The sequence below is a fragment of the Streptomyces asoensis genome (genome assembly GCF_013085465.1).
Classification (GTDB): Bacteria; Actinomycetota; Actinomycetes; order Streptomycetales; family Streptomycetaceae; genus Streptomyces; species Streptomyces cacaoi_A.
Genome location: NZ_CP049838.1, coordinates 7315018 through 7335030 on the forward strand (window position 1 = coordinate 7315018; position 20013 = coordinate 7335030).

General features: G+C 69.0%; 20 protein-coding genes. 7 read left to right on the forward strand and 13 right to left on the reverse strand.

The genetic code is table 11. The features are described from left to right. Positions 1–6: 6 nt before the first annotated feature. Positions 7–861 carry a hypothetical protein gene (locus G9272_RS32945; protein ID WP_171399883.1) on the reverse strand — a complete coding sequence of 285 codons (855 nt, stop codon included), beginning with the start codon at positions 859–861 and terminating at the stop codon, positions 7–9. Between the two features lie 356 nt (positions 862–1217). Between G9272_RS32945 and recA the strand changes: the two genes are divergently transcribed. The 4 genes from recA to G9272_RS32965 all read left to right on the forward strand — a co-directional run bounded on the left by recA (position 1218) and on the right by G9272_RS32965 (position 5086). Then, positions 1218–2348: a recombinase RecA gene (recA, locus tag G9272_RS32950; protein WP_171399884.1), complete on the forward strand. Its 1131-nt coding sequence runs from the start codon at positions 1218–1220 to the stop codon at positions 2346–2348. 3 nt (positions 2349–2351) lie between these two features. Continuing rightward, positions 2352–3143: a recombination regulator RecX gene (recX, locus tag G9272_RS32955; RefSeq protein ID WP_171399885.1), complete on the forward strand. Its 792-nt coding sequence runs from the start codon at positions 2352–2354 to the stop codon at positions 3141–3143. A gap of 126 nt (positions 3144–3269) precedes the next feature. After that, entirely contained in the window at positions 3270–3932 is a 663-nt protein-coding gene (locus tag G9272_RS32960) for a winged helix-turn-helix domain-containing protein (protein ID WP_253268012.1), read from the forward strand. A 179-nt stretch (positions 3933–4111) separates the two neighbouring features. Beyond that, positions 4112–5086: a sugar ABC transporter substrate-binding protein gene (locus G9272_RS32965; protein WP_171399886.1), complete on the forward strand. Its 975-nt coding sequence runs from the start codon at positions 4112–4114 to the stop codon at positions 5084–5086. Positions 5087–5107: 21 nt separating this feature from the next. On the opposite strand, the gene G9272_RS32970 is transcribed toward G9272_RS32965, so the two are convergent. From G9272_RS32970 to G9272_RS33005, 10 genes are all read right to left on the reverse strand, one after another. Continuing rightward, entirely contained in the window at positions 5108–5536 is a 429-nt protein-coding gene (locus G9272_RS32970; RefSeq protein ID WP_171399887.1) for a rhodanese-like domain-containing protein, read from the reverse strand. After that, the gene (locus G9272_RS32975) at positions 5533–6066 is read right to left on the reverse strand and encodes a cysteine dioxygenase (RefSeq protein ID WP_171399888.1); all 534 of its coding nucleotides are present in this window, start codon (positions 6064–6066) and stop codon (positions 5533–5535) included. Before G9272_RS32975 ends, G9272_RS32970 begins: the two co-directional genes overlap by 4 nt. A gap of 97 nt (positions 6067–6163) precedes the next feature. Further along, positions 6164–6250 carry a putative leader peptide gene (locus G9272_RS46240; RefSeq protein WP_311605579.1) on the reverse strand — a complete coding sequence of 29 codons (87 nt, stop codon included), beginning with the start codon at positions 6248–6250 and terminating at the stop codon, positions 6164–6166. Between the two features lie 191 nt (positions 6251–6441). Beyond that, positions 6442–8064 carry an FAD-dependent monooxygenase gene (locus G9272_RS32980; RefSeq protein WP_171399889.1) on the reverse strand — a complete coding sequence of 541 codons (1623 nt, stop codon included), beginning with the start codon at positions 8062–8064 and terminating at the stop codon, positions 6442–6444. A gap of 452 nt (positions 8065–8516) precedes the next feature. Continuing rightward, positions 8517–8780 carry a transposase family protein gene (locus G9272_RS45550; RefSeq protein ID WP_253268013.1) on the reverse strand — a complete coding sequence of 88 codons (264 nt, stop codon included), beginning with the start codon at positions 8778–8780 and terminating at the stop codon, positions 8517–8519. A gap of 303 nt (positions 8781–9083) precedes the next feature. Then, on the reverse strand, positions 9084–9713 hold the full coding sequence (locus G9272_RS32985) for a response regulator transcription factor (RefSeq protein WP_171399890.1): 630 nt from the start codon (positions 9711–9713) through the stop codon (positions 9084–9086). A gap of 1593 nt (positions 9714–11306) precedes the next feature. Beyond that, positions 11307–12218 carry an amino acid ABC transporter permease gene (locus G9272_RS32990; RefSeq protein ID WP_171399891.1) on the reverse strand — a complete coding sequence of 304 codons (912 nt, stop codon included), beginning with the start codon at positions 12216–12218 and terminating at the stop codon, positions 11307–11309. Beyond that, entirely contained in the window at positions 12215–12880 is a 666-nt protein-coding gene (locus G9272_RS32995; RefSeq protein WP_171399892.1) for an amino acid ABC transporter permease, read from the reverse strand. Before G9272_RS32995 ends, G9272_RS32990 begins: the two co-directional genes overlap by 4 nt. A 76-nt stretch (positions 12881–12956) precedes the next feature. After that, positions 12957–13796 (reverse strand): glutamate ABC transporter substrate-binding protein, encoded by an 840-nt coding sequence (locus G9272_RS33000; RefSeq protein WP_171399893.1) that lies wholly within the window; start codon positions 13794–13796, stop codon positions 12957–12959. Between the two features lie 62 nt (positions 13797–13858). After that, a complete protein-coding gene (locus G9272_RS33005) occupies positions 13859–14635 on the reverse strand; it encodes an amino acid ABC transporter ATP-binding protein (protein ID WP_171399894.1) in 777 nt (258 codons plus the stop codon). A gap of 314 nt (positions 14636–14949) precedes the next feature. Here G9272_RS33005 and G9272_RS33010 point away from each other — a divergent pair, with 314 nt between their 5' ends. Continuing rightward, complete coding sequence (locus tag G9272_RS33010; RefSeq protein ID WP_171399895.1) at positions 14950–15636, forward strand: response regulator transcription factor; 687 nt, start codon at positions 14950–14952, stop codon at positions 15634–15636. Positions 15637–15648: 12 nt separating this feature from the next. After that, positions 15649–17055 carry a sensor histidine kinase gene (locus G9272_RS33015; protein WP_171399896.1) on the forward strand — a complete coding sequence of 469 codons (1407 nt, stop codon included), beginning with the start codon at positions 15649–15651 and terminating at the stop codon, positions 17053–17055. A 9-nt stretch (positions 17056–17064) separates the two neighbouring features. On the opposite strand, the gene G9272_RS33020 is transcribed toward G9272_RS33015, so the two are convergent. Continuing rightward, positions 17065–18063: a TAXI family TRAP transporter solute-binding subunit gene (locus G9272_RS33020; protein ID WP_171399897.1), complete on the reverse strand. Its 999-nt coding sequence runs from the start codon at positions 18061–18063 to the stop codon at positions 17065–17067. Between the two features lie 99 nt (positions 18064–18162). Between G9272_RS33020 and G9272_RS33025 the strand changes: the two genes are divergently transcribed. Beyond that, positions 18163–18570, forward strand: a complete 408-nt coding sequence (locus G9272_RS33025) for a MazG nucleotide pyrophosphohydrolase domain-containing protein (RefSeq protein WP_171399898.1) — start codon at positions 18163–18165, stop codon at positions 18568–18570. Between the two features lie 14 nt (positions 18571–18584). Here G9272_RS33025 and G9272_RS33030 read toward each other — a convergent pair whose 3' ends face one another. Beyond that, positions 18585–19997 carry a hypothetical protein gene (locus G9272_RS33030; protein ID WP_171399899.1) on the reverse strand — a complete coding sequence of 471 codons (1413 nt, stop codon included), beginning with the start codon at positions 19995–19997 and terminating at the stop codon, positions 18585–18587. Positions 19998–20013: the final 16 nt, after the last annotated feature.

The window sequence follows — 20013 nt, forward strand, 5'->3', positions numbered from 1 at the left end:
CGGCAGTCAGTACCTGAGCACCGCCCATACTCCGGCCGCGGCGACCGCGGCCGCGTAGCAACCCACCGCCGCGGCCACGATCCGCCGACGTACGGCCTCGCTCCAGGGCGTGCGGGACAGCAGCCAGGCCAGGGCGGGCAGCACCAGGACGGCGTGCAGGCTCACCCCGTGCAGGGGCTTGAGCGAGGCCGTCGAGTGGTACGCCGCCTCCTGGTGTCCGGTGCGGGTGAGCACGACACCGCGCGCGATCATCGCCGCCCCCGAGGCGAGCGCGACGAGCAGGATCGCGAAACCGGAGCGCACCGCCGGCGCCATCCCTGCCGGGCCCGTCGGCCGGTGCCGGAAGGATGCCACGGCGAACCCGGCGAGCAGCACCACGAGGACTCCGCCGCCGACCGCCAGCGTCATGGACACCGCCGTGTCGAAGGGCGTCTCCATGTCCAGGTGGGAGGGCACTCCGCGCCACGCCTGGAGGGTGATGCCCGCGACCTCCACGACGCAGTCGGCGGCGAACACCCCGAGCAGCGCGGCGCGCAGCCGTGGTCCGACACGCACATACGAAGTGACCCGGACGACCGCGAGGAGCGTCACCCCGAAGGAGAGCCCGAAGGTCACCGGCTTGCGCCAGGAGACGGGTCCGTTCCAGGGGCCGCCGTCGACGGCGAACACCGCGAGGTGGACGAGCCCGGAGAGGATCAGCAGGAGCGCCGTCACCTCGTAGAGGTGGTATCGGCGGTGTCGGGGGTACCGGACGTACGGGTCGTCCTGACCGTCCTGGCCGTCCTGGCCGTCCAGGGGGTGCGGGATCGGGTGCCCGGATTCCGCTGCGCCGCGGGCGTGCCCGGTCTTCTGCTGGTCCATGCACCGAGCGTCCCGGTCGTGTCGTACGCCGTCGTCGTCCCGCCGAATACACCCGCCGTACGCCCGGGGAAGTAGCCGGGAGCGTGTGGGACGGAGGCCCGCGTGAGAAGGACCGGGGGGTGTTGTCGGCGCGTGAACGTAGCCTCGGAAGTGTCGCGTGGTGCGCTTGACACGGAAATCGAACATCCGTTCTTATTAAGGCTCCGGTGAGACTCTGGTCGGGTGTTATGTCCAGGTTTGGACGGATGGACACCCGAGTTATCCACAGGCCGGACCGGCGTCGGGGCGCATTGTCAGTGGCAGGCGTTAGCGTCTTTGACGTGAAGCGATCGACTCAAGCAAACCGGGTGGAACCCATGGCAGGAACCGACCGCGAGAAGGCACTGGATGCCGCACTCGCACAGATTGAACGGCAGTTCGGCAAGGGCGCCGTGATGCGTCTCGGCGAGCGACCGAACGAGCCCATCGAGGTCATCCCCACCGGGTCGACCGCACTCGACGTCGCCCTCGGGGTCGGCGGGCTGCCGCGTGGCCGCGTCGTGGAGGTGTACGGCCCGGAGTCCTCCGGTAAGACGACACTGACGCTGCACGCCGTGGCGAACGCGCAGAAGGCCGGCGGACAGGTCGCCTTCGTGGACGCGGAGCACGCTCTCGACCCCGAGTACGCGAAGAAGCTCGGCGTCGACATCGACAACCTGATCCTCTCGCAGCCGGACAACGGCGAGCAGGCCCTCGAGATCGTGGACATGCTGGTCCGCTCCGGCGCCCTCGACCTCATCGTCATCGACTCCGTCGCCGCGCTCGTCCCGCGCGCCGAGATCGAGGGCGAGATGGGCGACAGTCACGTCGGTCTCCAGGCCCGTCTGATGAGCCAGGCACTGCGGAAGATCACCAGCGCGCTCAACCAGTCCAAGACCACCGCGATCTTCATCAACCAGCTCCGCGAGAAGATCGGCGTGATGTTCGGCTCCCCGGAGACCACGACCGGTGGCCGGGCGCTGAAGTTCTACGCCTCGGTGCGCCTCGACATCCGACGCATCGAGACCCTGAAGGACGGTACAGACGCGGTCGGCAACCGCACCCGCGTCAAGGTCGTCAAGAACAAGGTCGCGCCCCCCTTCAAGCAGGCCGAGTTCGACATCCTCTACGGGCAGGGCATCAGCCGCGAGGGCGGTCTGATCGACATGGGCGTGGAGAACGGCTTCGTCCGCAAGGCCGGCGCCTGGTACACGTACGAGGGCGACCAACTGGGGCAGGGCAAGGAGAACGCCCGTAACTTCCTGAAGGACAACCCCGACCTCGCCAACGAGATCGAGAGGAAGATCAAGGAGAAGCTGGGCGTCGGCGTGCGTCCGGAGGAGCCCGCCGCCGAGCCGGCCGCGGTCGCCGCGGCTACCGCGGGCACGCCCGCGGACGACGCCGCCAAGGCGGTTCCGGCTGCCGCGGCCAAGACGGCCAAGACCAAGGCCGCGGCTGCCAAGAGCTGATCCGTGACGCGACGAACGGACTGGGCCGACTACGTCTACCCCGACACCCCCCGGGGGGCGGGGGGCGGGGCCGACGACGGCCCCGCCCAGGCCGGCGACGACCGGCCGGAGGGCGGCTCGCACCGCGGTGAGGGGACGGACGGCGACGACCGGCCCCGTGGTGGCCGGGCGCGGCGCGGCGGCGATGGAGGTCCACGTGGTGGGCGTGGGCGCCGTCGGCGCGGCTTCGGAGAACCGTCCGCCGAGGACGAAGGCCCCTCCTCCTCGTCGAGGGCCGAGCGGGGGGAGTCTTCAGGGGACCCGGCTGAGCGGGCACGGGCGATCTGCCTGCGCCTGCTCACCGGGACCCCGCGCACCCGGAAGCAACTCGCCGACGCCCTGCGCAAACGGGAGATCCCGGACGACGTGGCGGAGGAGGTGCTCTCGCGGTTCGAGGAGGTCGGGCTGATCAACGACGGCGCCTTCGCGGACGCCTGGGTGGAGTCCCGGCACCACGGCCGGGGGCTGGCCCGGCGAGCGCTCGCCCAGGAGCTGCGGACCAAGGGGGTCGATTCGGAGCTGATCGAGGAGGCCGTCGGCCGGCTCGACTCCGAGCAGGAGGAGGAGACGGCGCGCGAGCTCGTCGCCCGCAAGCTGCGCTCGACCCGTGGCCTCGACCGCGACAAACGGCTGCGGCGCCTCGCCGGCATGCTCGCACGCAAGGGCTATCCCGAGGGTATGGCCCTGCGGGTGGTCCGACAGGCGCTGGAGGAGGAGGGTCAGGACACGGAGTTCCTGGACGGCGAGAGGTTCTGAACGAGGTGCTCTGAACGAGGGGTTCTGAGCGCAGGATCTCCCGTAGCGGGGTGGGGACAACCCCCCCGCTGAAGACGCCGGACCACCGCAGTGCACAAGCACCTGTGCACAGGCGAGTGTGTACGCATGTCCCAGGAACCCGGTGCCAACGAGCCCCCGGAAGCGGAACACGCCTCCGCGGCCCCCGTCGAACTCGGCGACCTCGCCGCGCTCAGGGCGCTCGCCCAGCCACGCCGTCAGCGCATGCTCGAACACCTCACCCTGCACGGCCCGGCCACCTCGGCGACCCTCGCCCGCGCCCTCGGCCTGAACACCGGATCCACCAGCTACCACCTGCGTGAGCTGGCCAGGTACGGCTTCGTCGAGGAGACCGACGCAGAGAAGCCCGCGCACCGGGGCGAGCACCCGGCCGAAGCGCGGCGCGCGGAGCCGTCCACGCATCGGGAGCGCTGGTGGCGGGCGGTCCCCGGGGACCGCCGATTTCCCCCGCGCAGCCGTCAGAGTCCCGAGATGCGGCTCGTCATGGACGAGCTGAACCACCATGCCTACGCAGCCGATCCGGACCTCTTCGAGCGGCTCCAGAGGGACGCGGAGGACGACGACCCGTGGGCGGACGCGTTCCCCACGTTCAGCATCGGTATGACCGGGCGGGCTGCGCCGGCGGTCGTACCGCTCGTGTACGCCACGGTGGTTGCCGGGGCCGGGCTGCTCGCACTGGTCGCCACCGCTGTGCCGGGACGCGTGGCGCTGAGGGTGCGCGCGGTGACGGTGGCGACGGCGCAGGAGTGAGCGATCCCCCGGCCCCCTGCCGGGAGGCGTGATCTCCGAGCCCCCGGGGAGCGCAGGATTACCTTGCGCTCCCGGAGGGGTGAGCTCGCCCGGCCTGCCGGTACCGTCTGCTGCCGCCCATGAACCCCCGCCTGACGTGCGGGGGTTGCCTCCCGCACCTCCTGAAAGGCGGCCCCGCCATGCCCGTGCCCACCCGCTCCCGAAGACCGCTCGTCGTGTCGGTCCTCGGCGCCGGTCTGCTGCTCACCGGCTGTGGAGTGTGGCCTTCGCAGGCCACGGCACCGGCGGGGGCGGTCAAGGGCAGGATCACGCTGGGCTTCGTCAACGGCGGTACCACCGAGTTCCATACGTGCCTTCAGGAGTCCGTCGAGCGGACGGCCCGCAACAACGGCGTCCATCTCTTCACGGCCAACTCGCGCCAGGACGGCGACACGGAGGTCTCCAACATCGAGGCCATGATCGCCCGCAAGGTGGACGCGCTGATAGTGCAGACCGTCGACGTCGAGGCCCTCAAGGGGGACATCGCGGAGGCGAAGGCGGCCGGGGTGCCGATCTTCCTCACCTCGGTCACCCCCGACGACACGTCCGACCTGCTGGGGGCTGTCGTGGTCGATCTGAAGGAGGTGGGGGAACTGGACGCCGAGTGGATCGAGCGGGACGCCGCCGGCCGCGCGGTGAGCGTCGCGGTGATCGCGGGAGCCCCCGGTGCCGCCTCCGACCTGCTCACGGAGGCCTTCGCCCAGAGGCTGCCGGACAATGCCGAGGTGGTGGCGAGCCGGCCCGGCATGTACGACCCCGTCAAGGCGCGGACGGTCGCCGCGGCCATGATCAAGGACAGTCCCGGCCTCGACTACGCCTTCGTCGCCAATGAGGAGATGGCGTTCGCCGCCCGCAAGGCCTTCGACGCGGCCGGGGCCGAGGACGTCAGGATCGTGACGGTGAACGGCACCGACGAGGCACTGGCCGCGCTCAAGGCCGGCAGCCTCGCCGCCACGGTCTCCAACTCGGCCGCGGACACCGGTGAACTGGCGGTGCAGAACGTCGTCTCCCTGCTCCGCAAGGACCAGCGGGCCGACAGGATCGACAAGACGCCCGTCCGCCTGGTCACCCGGGACAACGCCGACACGGCCCCGCTGTACTGCCCGCCGGACTGAGCCCGGCGCGCCGCAGCCCCGCTAGGACGTCACGGGGAGCCCCGCCGCCCGCCACGCCTGGAAACCGCCGACGAGGTCGGTGGCCCGGTGCAGCCCCAGTTGGTGCAGGGAAGCGGCGGCCAGGCTCGACGCGTAGCCCTCGTTGCAGATCACGACCGCCCGCACGCCATGACTCGTGGCCTCGGGGAGGCGATGACTGCCCTGGGGGTCGAGACGCCACTCCAGTTCGTTGCGCTCGACGACCAGGGCACCGGGGATCAGACCGTCCCGCTCGCGCAGGGCCGCGTACCGGATGTCGATGAGCAGCGCCTCACCCGCGCGGGCGGCCTCGTACGCCTCTCGCGCCTCCACGCGCGCGTACCCCGCACGCACCCGCTCGAGCAGCTCGTCCACGCCCGTCGGCCGTTCGCCGTCCGGTCGGCGCTCCTGAGGTATGACCGGGCCGCTCACTGCCAGTCCTCCGGGCGCTCGACCTGCTCCAGCCGCAGGACGTGTCCCGTACGGCTGTAGCGGCGGATGCGCGGCAGCGGGGGGTAGTAGGCGTGGACGGAGACGGCGTGTTCCTCGGTGGACCGGTTGAGGACCTCGTGGACGTGGTGCCGTCCGAAGGAGCGGCCCCGGCCGGCCGGCAGTGTGCGCTCCCGGTCCACGTCGTCCGTCAGCTCGAGGGTCTTCCAGCCGTCGGTGGGCAGCCGCGCGGCGAGCGAGTACTCCTTCAGCTCGCCCTGCGCGATCAGGAAGGCGCCGACCGAGTCGGCGTGGTCGTGCCAGCCGGTGCCGGTGCCGGGCGGCCAGCCGATCAGCCAGGCCTCGCTGCCGCCGGGACCCTCCAGGCGCACCCAGGTGCGGCCCTCGGGGTCGAGGGGAAGCGAGGCGATCAGCTCGGCGTCGGCGGCCGTGCGCCGGACGAAGTCGAGGAGGTCCGCCTGTGTGGGCGCGGCGGCGACGGCGGCGATGGGCACGGAGGGAGAGACAGACACGGATACCGTCCTGGGAGCGTTCGCGGGGAGCGCGCGGCCGCGCACGAGGTGAGGTGCGCATCGGCGGCGCGCGCCGGTGGGAATGGGGGATGCGAATTCAGCAGGACGGGCGACACACGCAGCCCGCATAGCGGACGAGGTCCATATGGACCCTCCGCCACAGGCGCACATCGGTGTCGGTCACGATCCGGAGTACACCACGCCGGTGTACCCCGGTCAACTCACTGTCACCATGTGGACCGCACAGTCACAGCCGGTGCGATCGTGCGATTTTCGTTCGGCTCTCTTCCGGCTTTCGGCTCCGGTTCTCGCCCGGTCGTCGTCCGGTCGTAGTCCGGCTTCTCGTGCCGGCGTGCGCCGGGCGGGGCCGTACCGTCACTTGGCCGCGGAGCCCGCCGTGGCCCCCGCTTCGGACGGCTCCCGTGTCCCCGCAGGCCCGCCCACCGTCGCCTCCGCCGCCGCGTACAGATCGGCCGCGCGTACTCCGTCGAGCGCGGTGACCAGATGGCCGTCGGGCCGGATCAGCAGAACGGTGTGCGCGGCCGCGCCCGGATAACTCTCGGCCACCAGCAGCTCGGCCGGGCTCGGCAGGGCCGTCACCGCGGCGGCGAGCCGGGGCATGATCCCGGCGCCCACCCAGTGCCTGCGCTCCCACACGCCGGTGCCCGGCGCGATCAGCAGGACGAGCAGGGCACCGCGCCCCAGCCGGTCCCGCAGCCGTACGAACGAGCCGTCCTCCGCGGTCACGCGCACGTCCTCGACCGGCGCACCGGGAGGCGTGTCCACCGGCACCTCCGCCTCCAGATGCCGGGGCGCGAGCGGCGAACCGTCGTAGGTGCCCGGCGCGCCCAGCGGACCGCGGCCCAGGTGGCCGTCGGTGAGCAGCACGTCGTGACCGCGGGTCGTGCCGGGGACGTAGGCCCTTATGCCCGCGCCGCCGCGCAGCACCGGCAGTGCCTGGTCGGCGGCGCGCAGCCGGGCGGCGACGGCCGCGCGCCGCTCCGCCTGGTAGCTGTCGAGCAGCGCCTCGTGCGACCCGTGATGCCAGGCCAGGGCCAGCTTCCAGGCCAGGTTGTCGGCGTCCCGCAGGCCCTCGTCGAGGCCTTGGGTGCCGAACGCGCCGAGCAGATGCGCGGCGTCCCCGGCGACGAAGACCCGCCCCACGCGCCAGCGGCGGGCCAGCCGGTGGTGCACGGTGTGGACGCCGGTGTCGAGCAGCTCGTAGGCGGGCGTGGAACCGCTGCTCCAGCCCGCCAGGGTCTCCCGGACACGGGCCACGAGCAGCTCGGGCGTGACGAGGTCCTTGCCGGGCGGCAGCAGCCAGTCCAGGCGCCAGACGCCGTCCGGCAGCGGGCGTCCGGTGACTTCCCCGGCGGAGGGACCGGACACCCGCCACGGCGGGGTCCGATGGAGCAACGCCTGATCGGGCCACGGAAGTTCCGTGCGCAGCGCGGCCACGGCGTGTCGTTCCACCGCGGTACGGCCGGGAAAGCGGATGTCGAGGAGTTTGCGGACCGTGGAGCGCGGGCCGTCGCAGCCGATCAGATGGCTGCCACGCCACCACGTGCCCTGGGGGCCGCGCGTGTGGGCCGTGACGCCGGAAGGTTCCTGCTCGATGCCGTCCAGGCGGCTGTCCACGGCGATCTTCACCAGCCGCTGGCCCGCGAGTGCGGCGCGCAGGATGCCCGTCAGCACATGCTGGGCGATGTGCAGGGGAGCGGGATCCGTCGCGTCGTCGAACCTGACCTCGCGCGTCACCTGCTTGCGCCGCATCGACCGCCATCCGGCCCAGTGGACCCCGGCCTCGTCGAGGGGCACTCCGGTGAGCCGCTCGATGAGGGCGGCGGTGTCCTCGCGCAGGACGACGGTGCGCGCGAGCCGTGGTTCGTCCTTGCCGGGGCCCTCGTCGAGGATCACGGACGGCACCTGCTGGCGCGCCAGCGCAAGGGCGAGCGTGAGCCCCACCGGCCCCGCTCCGACGATGATCACCGGGTCCACGGCGTGCCGCCCCCTGCCCGCGACGGTGTCCTCAGGGACGTAAGGGAACAAGAGGTAGGAGCAGGGTGCACGATCACAGAACGTATGCAACTCATTGTCGCTGTTTGCGTCAAGTGACGGACGGACGTGGCGCCTGGAAGGATCTCCGCGTTGTTCACCTTTGCGCCAGTCGAGGGCTTTCAGTCGTGGCCTGCCCTCTTGGTCCTGCTCCCCTGGAGTGTTGCCCGGAGCGCCGATTCGAAGACCTGGAACGTTCGAGCACGGCAGGGCTTGGACCATGTCGCTCAAGTGCTCGTGGCGACCGTGCCGAAGGGCGAGAGCCCGCCAGTTCCTCAGGTGAGCGATGCCGTGCTCGACGCGGATATGCCCTGAGGAGTGGGCCTTGCGCTGTGATGCGTGCGTTTCCTTCCACCAGGCGGGGGCGCTCTTCCTGGACTTGCGGTGCGGAGGTGTCACCACGTGTCCGCCGGTCGATGCGCCCAGGCCTTGGCAGCCGGCGTTTGCGAGGACTTCTCTGAACGGGGCGTCGACAAGAAGCCTGGTCGGCCGAGCTGGCAGGGCTGGGTGATGTCCGCGCAACTGCCTGGCAGCACCGCGCCGGCGAAGAGAATCCGCCCCCCGGCGTCCGTCAGGATCATGGACCTCACGGCGTTCCGCCTGGTCTTGCCGGAGATGAACTCGTCCCGGTCCTTGCGGCCGACGGCTGGGCGGCGCACGCGGATCTCGGTGCCGTCGATGATTGCGGTCTGTCCGTCGGCGCCCAGGTGATCACGTCGGCCGGGGTATGCAGCCGAATGCCGGCGGCGATGGTGCAGCCACGATGCGCCGGCAGCGGCCGCACGGACCGATCTTCAGCCATCACGTCTGGCCGTGACCCCGGGACGCGATACTCACAAACGATCAACTCGCGCGTCTCAACCCCCATCATGCGCAGCTCAACGAGCCGCCCTTCCGCCGGGCCGCGGCCCACTGTGCACGAGCTCGTTGGCTGAACCGACGAGACCCCCGAAGGATTGAGGTCAGGCAGCGCTCTCGGTGGCCGCGATGCGAGCAAGCCATGCCACATGAGCGGCCTGGACACGCGTAGGGGCACCCAATTTCGAGCGTATGGCCCGGACGTGATCCTTTACTGTTTCCGGGCTGATGAAGAGGGTGCCGGCGATTTCCCGGTTCGACATACCTCGGCTGAGGAGGTGCAGAACCTCGTGTTCCCTGCGGCTCAAGCGGCATATTCTTTCGCGTGCAGATTCTTCCTGAGGCGTCATTACGCCATTTCTGAGGTACTCGCTGATCATCGATTCGGAGATCTCTGGCGAGACGACACGGCAGCCGTTCGATATTGCTGGAATCGCCCAGGGAATGTGCCGTGCGGCGGTATCCCGGAGTAAGATCCCGGCTGCACCCATGGCTAGGATCTGGCGAACATCGCTGTCGGGAACTCGCTCTGCTAGTACAAGGATGGGAACCCTGATGCCGGAATTCGCGGCATTGTGCAGGAATTCAACCGACTCGCTGCCTTGGGTGTGAATCCTGATAATGATGTCTGGTTTCGCTTCTGCGGCGGTGACCGTAAGAAACCTCTGAGAGGTCAGTACGGCGTGGAGAGTGTCGTTCAGTAAGTTCTCTTCACCGCTGATCACAATTCTCATTTCGAACCCCCGGAAATGCTCCACTGGGCGCGGAGTCATGCCACTAGGTCACCTGGTCAGGGTTGCCTATTTCCGATTATCCTTTCCTTGGCTTTGGTGTGACGTCAAGCGATTTCATTCTTCCCGTCGGAAGATTTGAGGTTTCCCTGAGGCCTGGTGATGTGCTCGGAGTCTTGGGGGTGCCGCTTTTGCGGTGAATAGCCGATTTGGGGGCAATGTGAGGAGAACCCCCCCGGAAAGGGGATGTTGGGGGACGCGTGAGTCGCATTGAATGGTGACCGGTTCGGCAAGGGGTCGAATCGAATGTACCGCGTTGCAGGACGTGGCGTTGTTGATCGCGATGAATGTCGGTCACCGCCGCAGGCGGCACGGCACTGCAATTGAACAAACCGTGACTCATGGAATCGGGTGAAGAAAGTTGCTAGTTGGTATCCGAGCTCGACGGGCTGTGACGACTGCGGCACTTGGAGTCCTCTTTGCCGGCGCGTTCGCGCTCCAGGCCGGGACATCCGCGTCAGCTTCAGAATCCGCGGCCGCAGGACGTCCCAGTGGTTGCCACTACGAGGTTGGCGGCTACTGGGGCTCGATCGCTCAATGCTCCGATGACAATGGCGGCTCGTACGCGGCCACTGTTGGGTGCAAGTTTCCGAACGGAAAGATCGTCGACTACGACGGCCCTTGGAGGAAGGCAGGGAAGTCCATAGCGTACTGCCAGGGAGACTCCAAGGCCGTGTACGCGGGAATCTGGACCAAGGTCTCCTGAAGTAGGCCGGACCGATCGAGAAAGGGTCAGTGAAAATGAACAAGCTGTGGAAGGCGCAAGCCGCCGCCATGGGAGTGGTGGCGTGCTTCTCTCTCGGGCTCCAAGGTACTGCCAATGCGGCGCCGGTAAGTGACGCATCCGTCATGGCTGCCCCGAGTGGATGTTACGACGGTAAGTACGACAACGGGTGGTATGTCGTTTGCACTAAAAGTAATGGCGGAAAGTATAGGGCGTGGGTGCGCTGCCTTGCTTTTGGCGGTGGCCCAGACGTTGAGCGTGATGCAGTGGTCTGGAAGTCCAGCGGGCAGTCCATCGTCTCCTGCCCACCGTTCACCCAGGTCAAGACCGGTGGTAAGTGGACAACGGGTTAACCTACTTCCGGGGACGGCCCGCCGATTTCTTCGGCGGGCCGTTTCGGCTGTCTGCCCTGATCGCAGGCAGGCTGAGGTCTGGCTGTGATGCCGAGCGGGCGCCGATGAGTTGGTCGAAGACGCCGCCGTTCACCACGCTGCGAAATACCTGTGACAGTTTCCCGGCACGCGATGCTTTCGGACCGGATAGCGCCACGGGATCCCGGCACGGGCGCCATGCAGGATGGCGTCCATGATCCGGCGCAGAATCTGCTGGGGCTGGGGCTGGGGCTGGGGAGGGTCCGGCGTCCAGACCCTCGTCTCCGCGCTTGGTGCGACGGCCGGCGATCCGTCCGATGCCTACTGAGCCTGAACGGCCACACGGAAAGATCAGGGCTCTGGCAGGGCGGAGATGAAAAATGATGGGGTGACGCCATTGTTCGCGTCACCCCTCGTGCCGAACCCGAAGATCGGTCGAACCTATTCCTTGATGCCGCCGCCCGGCTCGGGTGGGGCGTGGCCCACGGTCTCAAGGTCCTCGATCGCCTCCACTCCGACCACCGCGCCCGTGCTCTTCTTGCTGCGGCGCAGCCTGCGTTCCAGCCAACTCGCGAAGCTCGTGAGGGTGAAGTTGATCGCAACGAAGATGACGGCCACAACGGTAAAGCTGGCGATGGTGTTGGCGCCGTAGTACGAGCTCATTGGGCTCACTGCGGCGATCAGGTCGGGGAACGTGAGTACCGCGCCGCCGAGGGCGGTGTCCTTCACGATCACGACGAGCTGACTGACGATAGCCGGCAGCATTGCCGTGACTGCTTGAGGGAGCAGGATCGACGTCATGGTCTGGGTCTTGCGAAGGCCGATCGCCTGCGCCGCCTCGGTCTGGCCCTTGGGGAGGGAGAGGATGCCCGCGCGGACGATCTCCGCCAGTACTGAGGCGTTGTAGAGCACCAGGCCGGTGACAACCGCATACAGTGGGCGGTCGTCGGAACTGACGTCCGTGTACTCGGAGTACAGGGCCACACCGAAGATCATCAGGATCAATACTGGGATGGCGCGGAAGAACTCGACGATCGCGCCGGCCGGAATTCGGATCCATGTATGGTCCGAGAGGCGTGCGATCCCGAACACGGCGCCCAAAGGTAGCGCGAGGAGCATGGACAGGGCTGCCGCGATCAGGGTGTTCTTCAGGCCGGGCAGAATATATGTGGTCCACGCCTCGGAGCCGGAGAAAAATGGCTCCCACTTCACCCACTCGAGCTGGCCCTTTTCGTCCAGGCTCTTGTACACCCACCACAGCACTGCGACGAGTACGGCCAGGAACAGGACCGTGAAGAGTGCATTGCGCCGCTTGGCCCGGGGTCCCGGGGCGTCATACAGGAGGGAGCTCATCGCTTCACCGCTACCTTCTTGCCCACCCAGCCGAGAATCAAGCCGGTCGGCAGCGTCAGACACAAGAAGCCGAACGCGAATACCGCGGAGATCAGCAGGAGTTGTGCCTCGTTCTCAATCATTTCCTTCATGAGCAGGGCGGCTTCGGCGACACCGATTGCAGCGGCTACTGTGGTGTTCTTGGTCAAGGCGATCAGTACGTTGGTCAGCGGGCCGACCACCGAGCGGAAGGCCTGGGGCAGCACGATCAGTGTCAGGATCTGGGTGAAATTCAGCCCCACCGCGCGGGCCGCCTCCGCTTGGCCGACCGGCACGGTGTTGATGCCCGAGCGGATTGCCTCGCAGACGAACGCCGAGGTGTAGGCGATCAGGCCGAGCACGGCGAGCCGGAAGTTGATGCTGTCGAAGTCGTGGGCGCCGAGGCTGATGCCCAGGGTCTGGTTGAGCCCCAGCGAGGTGAACAGAATGATCACCGTCAGTGGGATGTTCCGCACGATGTTCACGTAGGCGGCGCCGAAGCCGCGCATCAGGGGCACTGGGCCGACGCGCATGGCTGCCAGCAGGGTCCCCCAGAACAGGGAGCCGACGGCCGAGAGCAGCGTGAGCTGCACAGTCACCCAGAAGGCGCCCAACAGGTCGTAACCTTCAAGAAAGTCGAACACGATCTCCCGCGCTTCCGCGTGTGGGTTGGCCCGAGTGCGCCGCCCTCAGCGGGCGACGCACTGGCTGGGCGCTTCATCAGCTCTTGACGTCGCCGATCTTCGGCGCTGCCTCCGCCTTGTAGTTGGCCGGGCCGAAGTTCTTCTCCACGGCCTTCTGCCAGGAACCGTCAGCGACCATCTCCTCAAGAGCCTTGTTGATCTTTGCCTTGAGGTCGCTGCCCTCCTTGACTCCGATGCCGTAGTTCTCGTTGGTCATCTTCAAGCCGCCGAGCTTGAACTTGCCCTTGAACTGGTCCTGAGCGGCGTAGCCGGCGAGGATCGAGTCGTCCGTGGTCAACGCGTCGATGGCCTTGTTCTGAAGACCGCTCAGGCAGGCCGAGTACGTCGGGTACTTCTGGAGGTCCGCGTCGGGAGCCAGCTTGTCCTTGATGTTCTGCGCCGAGGTAGAGCCGGTCACGGAACACAGCTTCTTCTTGTTGAGGTCCGCCGGGGACTTGATGGTGTCGTCGTCTGCGCGGACGAGGACGTCCTGGTGGGCGAGGAGGTAGGGGCCGGCGAAGTCGACCTTCTTCTCGCGCTCCGGGTTGATCGAGTACGACGCAGCGATGAAGTCGACGTCACCACGCTGAAGCATGGTCTCTCGGTCGGCGCTCTTCGACTCCTTCCACTCGATCTGGTCGGCGTTGTAACCGAGCTTCTTCGCGACGTAGGTGGCGACATCGACGTCGAAGCCGGAGTAGCCCTGCGGAGTCTTCTGGCCGATGCCGGGCTGGTCGAACTTGATGCCCACAGCGATCTTCTTGTCCCCGCCGGAGGAACCGCTGTCGTCCTTGTTGTCGTCGCCGCCGCAGGCGGTGGCGGTCAGGGCGAGGACGAGGGCTGCGGCGGAGGCGGCGGTGACCTTGCGAAGCTTCATGAGGAACTTCCTTAGAAGAGTGGTGAAGTACTGCGTGCGGTGCGGGTTCCGTCAGATGCAGGTCAGTGGTGCAGGATCTTCGACAGGAAGTCCTTGGCACGGTCGCTGCGCGGATTGCTGAAGAACTGGTCGGGCGCAGCCTCTTCGACGATGCGTCCGTCCGCCATGAACACCACGCGGTTTGCAGCCGATCGTGCGAAACCCATCTCATGGGTGACGACGATCATCGTCATGCCGTCCCGGGCCAGCTGCTGCATGACTTCGAGGACCTCGTTGATCATCTCGGGGTCCAGAGCCGACGTCGGCTCGTCGAAGAGCATGACCTTCGGGTCCATCGCCAGCGCCCGCGCGATGGCGACGCGCTGCTGCTGACCGCCGGAGAGCTGCGCGGGGTACTTGTCGGCCTGGGTGGCCACACCGACCCGGTCGAGGAGGGCGCGCGCCTTCTCCTCGGCCTTCTTCTTGTCGGCCTTGCGGACCTTGATCTGGCCGAGCATCACGTTCTCGAGCACGGTCTTGTGCGCGAACAGGTTGAACGACTGGAACACCATGCCGACGTCGGCACGCAGCCGGGCCAGCGCCTTGCCCTCCTGGGGCAGCGGCTTCCCGTCGATGGTGATCGCGCCCTCGTCGATCGTCTCCAGGCGGTTGATGGTGCGGCACAGGGTCGACTTGCCGGACCCGGAGGGTCCGATGACCACGACGACCTCGCCGCGGTCGATCGTGAGGTCGATGTCCTGGAGAACGTGCAACGCGCCGAAGTGCTTGTTGACGCTCTTCAGGACGACCAGTTCACCGCTCGCGACCGCGTCTTCCTTGGTCACCGATACTTCGGTCATCGCTCTGGTGCTCCGTCCTCCTCGGTTTCGGAGGACAGTAGTGACCTGCTGCGACCAGCGTCATTACATCTGAGGGGAATCTGAGCATCACGATCCGATAGCAATCGGACACGTGTCGTAGCACTTGTGACCTGCGGGCGTATCGGGCGGATAACGGAAGCCGGGTGCAACCGGAACCCTCTTGACGGCGTCCTCGTCCATCAGCGTGACTGCCATGATGCACACACGCGTGTGCCCGCGTTTTTCCCGACGGAGAACCGAACGCCCGTTGTAGTGAGTCAGACCGTATGCCCGATGAACCGGAGGAGGCCGGCATGAGACTGCTGCTCGTCGAGGACGACAACCACGTCGCCGCCGCCCTGTCCGCGGTCCTGAAGCGGCACGGTTTCGACGTCACCCACGCGCGCAGTGGCGAGGAAGCGCTCCAGGCGCTCGTCCCGGAGGGCCCCGGCTTCGGGGTCGTGCTGCTCGACCTGGGCCTTCCCGACCAGGACGGGTACGAGGTCTGCGGCAAGATCCGCAAGCGCACCGCCACGCCGGTGATCATGGTGACCGCCCGCTCCGACGTGCGCTCCCGCATCCACGGCCTCAACCTGGGGGCCGACGACTACGTGGTGAAGCCGTACGACACCGGGGAACTGCTCGCCCGTATCCACGCCGTCAGCCGCCGCACCGTCCACGAGGACCAGGAGGCCGGCGGGGAGGACGCGCTGCGCCTGGGCCCCGTGCACATCGAACTGCCCACCCGGCGCGTCACGGTGGACGGTTCGGTCGTCCAACTGACCCGCAAGGAGTTCGACCTGCTGGCGCTGCTCGCCCAGCGTCCCGGTGTGGTCTTCCGCCGGGAACAGATCATCAGTGAGGTGTGGCGCACCAGCTGGGAGGGGACCGGGCGCACCCTGGAGGTGCACGTGGCCTCGCTGCGCGCCAAGCTGCGCATGCCCGCGCTGATCGAGACCGTACGCGGCGTCGGCTACCGGCTCGTCGCCCCGGGCGCATAGCGGGGCCCGCGGTTGCGTACACGTCTCCTGCCGCTGCTCATCGTGCTGATGGCGGCCGTACTGCTGGCCCTCGGGGTGCCGCTGGCCGTCAGTGTGGCGGGCGCCCAGCAGCAGAACGTGGTCGTCGACCGCATCGACGACACCGCGCGGTTCGCGGCGCTCGCCCAGTTCGTCACCGCCTCGTCGGGCGTCAACGACTCCGCGTCGGCGACGAACGAGCGACGCGCGACGCTCAGCCGGGAGCTCGACAGCTACTACGACGTCTACGGCATTCGTGCCGGTGTCTTCTACGGCACCGACACCCCCATGGCTCATGCCCCCAGGGACTGGTACCTCCCCGAAACGGGGGAGGTGCGGGAAGCATTCGAGGAGGCGCTGCTCAGCCGTCGCAGCCACGACCCCCGGCAGGTGTGGCCATGGCAGCGCAACCGGCTCGTCGTGGCGTCGCCGGTCATCCGGGACGGTGACGTGGTCGCCGTCGTGGTCACCGACTCGCCCACCGGGCCGATGCGGTCGCGGATCCTGCACGGCTGGCTGGTCGTCGGCGCCGGCGAGATCGCCGCGATGCTGCTGGCCATCGGCGCCGCCCTGCGGCTGACCGGCTGGGTGCTGCGGCCTGTGCGGGTCCTGGACGCCACCACCCACGAGATCGCGAGCGGCCGCCTGAAGTCCCGGGTCGCGGTGGCCGGCGGGCCCCCGGAACTCCGGCGGCTGGCCGGGGCGTTCAACGAGATGGCGGACAACGTCGAGGACGTGCTGGAGCAGCAGCGCGCCTTCGTCGCCGACGCCTCGCACCAACTGCGCAACCCGCTCGCCGCACTGCTGCTGCGCATCGAACTGCTCGGGTACGAGCTCCCGGAGGGCAACGAGGAGATCGCCTCCGTCCAGAACGAGGGCAAGCGCCTGGCCCAGGTCCTGGACGACCTGCTCGACCTGGCCCTGGCCGAGCACGCGGAGGCCGACCTGCGGGTCACCGACATCGGCGCGCTGGCCGCCGAGCGCGTGGCCGCCTGGGCGCCCACCGCCGCGGCCAAGGGCGTCCGGCTGGTCGGCGACTGCCCGCCCACCACGGCATGGGCCGACCCGGTGACGCTGTCCAGCGCGCTGGACGCCGTGATCGACAACGCGGTGAAGTTCACCCCGGAGGGGGAGAGCGTCACGGTCACGGTCACGGCCGACGGCGAGACCTCGACCGTCGTCGTCACCGACAACGGTCCCGGGCTGACCGACGAGGAACTCACCCGCGTGGGCGACCGTTTCTGGCGCAGCGGCCGCCACCAGAACATCAAGGGCTCCGGTCTCGGCCTGTCCATCTCCCGGGCCCTGCTCGCGGCGGGCGGCGGCTCCCTCTCGTACGACCATCACGAGCCCGGTGGACTGACGGCGACCGTGTCGGTGCCGAGGTCTCCGACGTCGTAGCCGGGGGTCCTACGGCTTGACGGAGCGGTAGTAGCGCCGGGCGCCCTCGTGCAGCTTCAGCGGGTCGGTGTAGATGGCCGTGCGCAGGTCGACCAGCTGCGCGGAGTGCACATGCGCACCGATCCCGTCCCGGCTCTTGATCACCGTCCGGGTCAGCCACTCGGTGAGCCGGGGCGCCATGTCCGTACGGGTCATCAGCAGGTTGGACACCGCGATCGTCGCCACCGTCGAGCCGTTCTGGATGGTGGGGTACGCCGACTCCGGCATGTTGGTGGCCCGGTAGAACCCGGTGGAGTCGTCCTGGTCGTGCATCTTGGCGACGAGGTCGGGGCCGATCGGTACGAACCGGAAGGTGAAGGTGTCGGCCAGCTTCTCCAGCCCGGCCGTGGGCACCCCGCCGGACCAGAAGAAGGCGTCGATCTTGCCCTTCTTCAGCTGCTCGGGACCGGTGTCGATGCCCTGCGACACGGCCGTGATGTCCTTCGCCGGGTCCAGGCCCGCCGCCTTGAGCACCCGCTCGGCGATCAGCCGCACACCCGAGCGCGGCAGCCCGGTCGCCACGGTTCTGCCCCGCAGGTCGGCGACGGAACGGACGTCGGAGTCGCGCGGCACCACGAGCTGGACGTAGTCGTCGTACAGGCGGGCCACCCCGCGCAGCCGGGCGGCCGAGCCGGGGTGCTGCCGTTCGTACGTTTCCACCGCGTCGGCCGCGGCGATGGTGAAGTCGGCCTCGCCGGTCGCCACGCGCGCGACGTTCTCCTGCGATCCGTTGCTGGTCGACAGCTTCACGTCCAGATCGGGCATGTCGCGGGCGAGCTCCGCGCGCAGGCGGCTGCCGTACTCGTAGTAGACGCCGCTCGTCGTGCCCGTGCTGAAGGTGATCGACCCGCTCGGCGGGTCCTCGCCCAGCGGCAGCAGCCACCACAGCAGCAGCCCGAGGACGACGACACCGGCGGCTGTGCCCTGGAGGGCACGACGCCTGCCGATACGGGAGAACAACGGGGACATGGGCGCGATCCTGCCAGCCGGAACGCGGTGCTGACCAGGGCGGGGCTCACAGGGCCGGTTCCGGACCGGAGTGTCAGTGGCCGTCGTTACAGTCGGTGCATGAGTTCCTCGCCCGCCGAACTGGTCCGTGAGTTCCACCGTGCCTTCGGGCTCGACGCCCGCAGCACGCCGACGGAGGTGTCGCCCCGCCTCGCCGCGCACCGCGGAGAGCTCCTCGCAGAGGAGGCGGCGGAGGTCGCCGAGGTGGCGGTGAGCGGCCCGCTGGACCGGCTCGCGCACGAGCTGGCCGATGTCGTCTACGTCGCCTACGGCACGGCCCTGGTGCACGGGATCGACCTCGACGCGGTGCTCGCCGAGATCCACCGGTCCAACATGACCAAGCTGGGCCCCGACGGCCAGGTCGCCCGGCGTGCCGACGGCAAGGTCCTCAAGGGGGAGCACTACGAGATACCGGACGTGTCCGCGGTGCTGCGCCGCCAGGGCTGGACCCCTGGCGGCGCGGCCTGAAGCCGGCGGACCGGTCAGGAGGGTGACCCGCCGCCCGCCAGCTTCCACTCCCGGTGCAGCGCGCCCAGCGGGATGTCCCGCTGGAACACGGGCGTGCCGAAGATCGTCAGCTGGAGCCGCAGGGTGCCGCTCAGGTCGACCCCGCCGTACACGGACCAGGAACCGTCGGCTTCGAACACCGAATCGGTGCCGGTGACCGTGCCGGTGCCCTCGCCGCGGACGTAGGGCGCCAGATCGGCGACGACGCCGACGCTGCCGTACAGGCCGACCGTGGCCTGGGCGCCGAGCGCCGCCTGCACGCTGCCGGCGGTGGTGACGGAGGTGCGCACCGGGGTGCTCTTCATGTCCGAGGAGCTGACGGGGGTCCAGCCCTGGCCGAGGCCGAAGGTGCCGCCCGCCTTGAAGTCGCCCTGGAGGCTCTGCTCCACGTCGACGGTGATCCTGCCGTCGCCGCTCACCTGGATGTAGCAGGTCAGGTCCAGGTTGACCACGACAGGCACGGGGCCGACCTGGAGGACCGGATCGGCGTGCAGGGTGGCGAAGGGGATCCGCACCGGCGTGGCGGAGGCGCCCGCGCGGCCCTTGAGCGACCAGCCCGAGGTCCAGTCGCCGGACACGCCCAGGTACGCCGCGGCGGGCGCGGCGGCGGTGCCCTCGCCGCCGTAGCGGAAGTCGACCTGCGGGGCGACCTGCACGAAGCCGGAGACGGAGGCGGCCGCCGACGCGGACGTGTTCCCGACGGTCGGAAGGTCGGCCCGCACGTCGAGCCGCAGGCTGCCGAGCGGAACCGTCGCTCCCTCCGGGCCCACGTGCACGTCGGCCGTCTTCGACCAGGAGACGTCGACGTCGGGCAGCAGCTCGTCGATGTCGAACGCGGCCGGGTCGACCGGCACGCTGCCCTTGGCGGTGTCGTCCCCGAGCAGGGCGTTGAGCCGGGCCGGTGCGGTCTGTACCTCGGTGCCCTCGTCGGTCTCGCCGATCACCTTCGTGACCTCGGCGAGGAGCCCGTCCGGCGCACCGGGCGCGGGGGCGCTGGCGATGACGTCGCCGACGGCGGTGCGGTGCGGTGCGGCCGACGCGCTCGGCGAGGACGAGGGGGAAGAGGAGCCCGATGGGGAGCTCGTGGCGGAGGGCGTTGACGAGGGCGCGGTGTCGGAGGAGATGACGGCCCGTCGGGTCTTGCCGTCGTACGAGCTGACGCTGAGCTTCGTCCGGTGGGCCCGCCCGTCGGAGTCACCCGGGCGGGCCGTGGCGGTCGCGGTGCTGCCGGTCGGTGCGGCGGCCACCGCCAGCGAGCGGTCGGCGGCGGAGGCGGCGGTCTCCTCGTCGGCCTGACGGGCGGCCGCCGAGGAGGAGGGTTCGGCCTGTGAGGAGGGGGAGGAGCAGCCCGCGGCGAGGAGGAGAGCGGATGCGGCTAAGGCGGGCATGAGGGCACGGGAGTGC

Bases quoted from the DNA above. Each gene is read 5' to 3' on its own strand.
- G9272_RS32990 (WP_171399891.1), bottom strand. From the start codon at position 12,218: ATGAGCTCCCTCCTGTATGACGCCCCGGGACCCCGGGCCAAGCGGCGC.
- G9272_RS33030 (WP_171399899.1), bottom strand. From the start codon at position 19,997: ATGCCCGCCTTAGCCGCATCCGCTCTCCTCCTCGCCGCGGGCTGCTCC.
- G9272_RS33025 (WP_171399898.1), top strand. From the start codon at position 18,163: ATGAGTTCCTCGCCCGCCGAACTGGTCCGTGAGTTCCACCGTGCCTTC.
- G9272_RS32945 (WP_171399883.1), bottom strand. From the start codon at position 861: ATGGACCAGCAGAAGACCGGGCACGCCCGCGGCGCAGCGGAATCCGGG.
- G9272_RS33005 (WP_171399894.1), bottom strand. From the start codon at position 14,635: ATGACCGAAGTATCGGTGACCAAGGAAGACGCGGTCGCGAGCGGTGAA.
- G9272_RS33000 (WP_171399893.1), bottom strand. From the start codon at position 13,796: ATGAAGCTTCGCAAGGTCACCGCCGCCTCCGCCGCAGCCCTCGTCCTC.
- G9272_RS32985 (WP_171399890.1), bottom strand. From the start codon at position 9,713: ATGAGAATTGTGATCAGCGGTGAAGAGAACTTACTGAACGACACTCTC.
- G9272_RS33010 (WP_171399895.1), top strand. From the start codon at position 14,950: ATGAGACTGCTGCTCGTCGAGGACGACAACCACGTCGCCGCCGCCCTG.
- recA (WP_171399884.1), top strand. From the start codon at position 1,218: ATGGCAGGAACCGACCGCGAGAAGGCACTGGATGCCGCACTCGCACAG.
- G9272_RS32965 (WP_171399886.1), top strand. From the start codon at position 4,112: ATGCCCGTGCCCACCCGCTCCCGAAGACCGCTCGTCGTGTCGGTCCTC.
- G9272_RS33020 (WP_171399897.1), bottom strand. From the start codon at position 18,063: ATGTCCCCGTTGTTCTCCCGTATCGGCAGGCGTCGTGCCCTCCAGGGC.
- G9272_RS32960 (WP_253268012.1), top strand. From the start codon at position 3,270: ATGTCCCAGGAACCCGGTGCCAACGAGCCCCCGGAAGCGGAACACGCC.